General features: G+C 38.2%; 2 protein-coding genes. Both read left to right on the plus strand.

The window, feature by feature from the left end; genetic code table 11:
• Nucleotides 1-759: 759 nt before the first annotated feature.
• Complete coding sequence (locus tag GD597_RS21625) at nucleotides 760-1296, plus strand: TetR/AcrR family transcriptional regulator (RefSeq protein ID WP_171610006.1); 537 nt, start codon at nucleotides 760-762, stop codon at nucleotides 1294-1296.
• Between the two features lie 77 nt (nucleotides 1297-1373).
• Complete coding sequence (locus tag GD597_RS21630) at nucleotides 1374-1796, plus strand: hypothetical protein (RefSeq protein WP_216368656.1); 423 nt, start codon at nucleotides 1374-1376, stop codon at nucleotides 1794-1796.
• Nucleotides 1797-2017: the final 221 nt, after the last annotated feature.

Raw genomic sequence — 2017 nt, forward strand, 5'->3', positions numbered from 1 at the left:
GTCCTTGATTTTTCTTTGTGCGCAACCTCCCATTCCGGTTGCCTTTCTTTGTATCAAGACAAAGAAAGTGACAAACACCGAAAAGAAACCTTTTACAAAAAGAAAACAACGTTTATGTAAAAGTCTAAACAGTACCAATTTATTTAACCTAAACGATAGCAATAAATACCCGCATCAAAATCAGGGTCTTGTTCTTTTTTGCTTGTCCAAAAAAGAACCAAAAAAGGACACCCGAAAACGAAACTGCCCGTTTTCGGGAGGGAATATGTATTTAGCTGTAGTACTACTGTGGTGAACTACAGCAGAGCGCTACTCATCAAACAGCCAGAGGCACATGGCCATTAGCCATTAGCTGTTAGCCTTTAGCCAAACAGCCAATTATCAAATGCCTTAAGCTAACAGCTACTTTGCTTGTCCAAAAAAGAACCAAAAAAAGACACCCGAAAACGAAACTGCCCGTTTTCGGGAGGGAATAAGAATTTGGCTTTTGTACTACTGTGGTGAATTGCAGTAGAACGTTATTCGGCTAACAGCCGGTTTTCTTTGGTCATTAGCTGTTAGCCTTTAGCCAATTATGTTGCCGTTGTTGGTCGCCTTACCAAACAACGATTCCTAAACCTGGCACAGTTACCCTTTAGTAATTGTTATGCTGCCTACTTTTGCCAACTGTGTACATATGATTTACCAACTATGTACATTTGATTAGCCATATTTAACTTTCAGCAACAGAACTAAAAGGTAATTAAGAATGCACTACCCATGACAAATGACAACACAGCAATTTGGATAAAAGCAGGTTACGAAATGTTTGCCATTTCTGGGCAGGTGGGGCTTAAAATAGAACCGCTTTCCAGAAAAGTGGGAAAGAGTAAATCTTCCTTTTACCATCATTTTGCAGACCTTGAATTATTTATTGATAGTTTATTGAAATACCACCTTGAACAGAGTTATATCATTGCTGTAAAAGAACAGCAGGCAAAAAATATTGCCCCTGAACTTATTAATATACTTGTGGAACATAAAACAGACTTGCTTTTTAACCGCCAATTGAGAATACACCAAAATATTCATCTGTATGCAGATACCTTATCACAATCCAACAAAATTGTGGGAGACGCATTTGTAAAAATTTGGGTGAAGGAGCTACACTTGCAGCTTACCCAAAAACAAATGGAAGGCATTTTTACTTTGGCATTGGAGAACTTTTTTCTACAAATAAATATTGACAACCTAACGTATAAGTGGCTGTCGGAATATTTTATGAATTTGAAAAAAATTACTGGCAATTTTATGTAGTCATCATTGTACGGTAGCGTATAACATGCAGCCACCTATGCTTTTACCTTTGTATGCACACATAAAATTTGAATACAATGATGACTCAACAATTTCACAAATTCTGGTTGAAAATTACCGCCATAGTAATTGGTTCATTTGCACCGGTTTTCTTTTTAGGTACCATGCTTACAACAGCTGAACCAGCCAGATTTACCCTTGACCTACTTAGTTTACCCCTTGACGGTGTTCAAACTTATCAGGAACCCACCACAAGGTTTTTATCTGCATTAGCAGGTGGTTTTTTATTTGGTTGGGGTGTAATGGTTTGGTGTTTATCTGCCTGGGTGTATGATAAGGCACCCGAAGCAGTTCGAAAAACAGTTGTTACAGGTGTTTTATCCTGGTTTGTATTAGACAGTTCTGGCTCAATTGCATCAGGAAATGCCTCCAATGCATTCATTAATATTATAGTGTTATTTATTGCAATTGGCCCGCTTTGGAGACCGGCTAAATCATAAAGTAAGCAATTCTTGCCGAGCTGCTTTAATCGTTGTTGTTCGGCTGACCAAACAACGATTGCAAAATACGGAACAAACAAGCATTGAATTACAGCTTCTTCATACTGAACTTGTTTCAGCATTTCCTGGCAAAACATTTTCCCATAGGGCAATTTGTTGTCGCTTGCCCCAAAGTCATTAGTATGTCCTATGAAATTGAATATGCTACACGCATCACGATC

Source organism: Limnovirga soli (assembly GCF_013106755.1).
GTDB classification, from domain to species: domain Bacteria; phylum Bacteroidota; class Bacteroidia; order Chitinophagales; family Chitinophagaceae; genus Limnovirga; species Limnovirga soli.

Bases quoted from the DNA above. Each gene is read 5' to 3' on its own strand.
- GD597_RS21625 (WP_171610006.1), top strand. From the start codon at position 760: ATGACAAATGACAACACAGCAATTTGGATAAAAGCAGGTTACGAAATG.
- GD597_RS21630 (WP_216368656.1), top strand. From the start codon at position 1,374: ATGATGACTCAACAATTTCACAAATTCTGGTTGAAAATTACCGCCATA.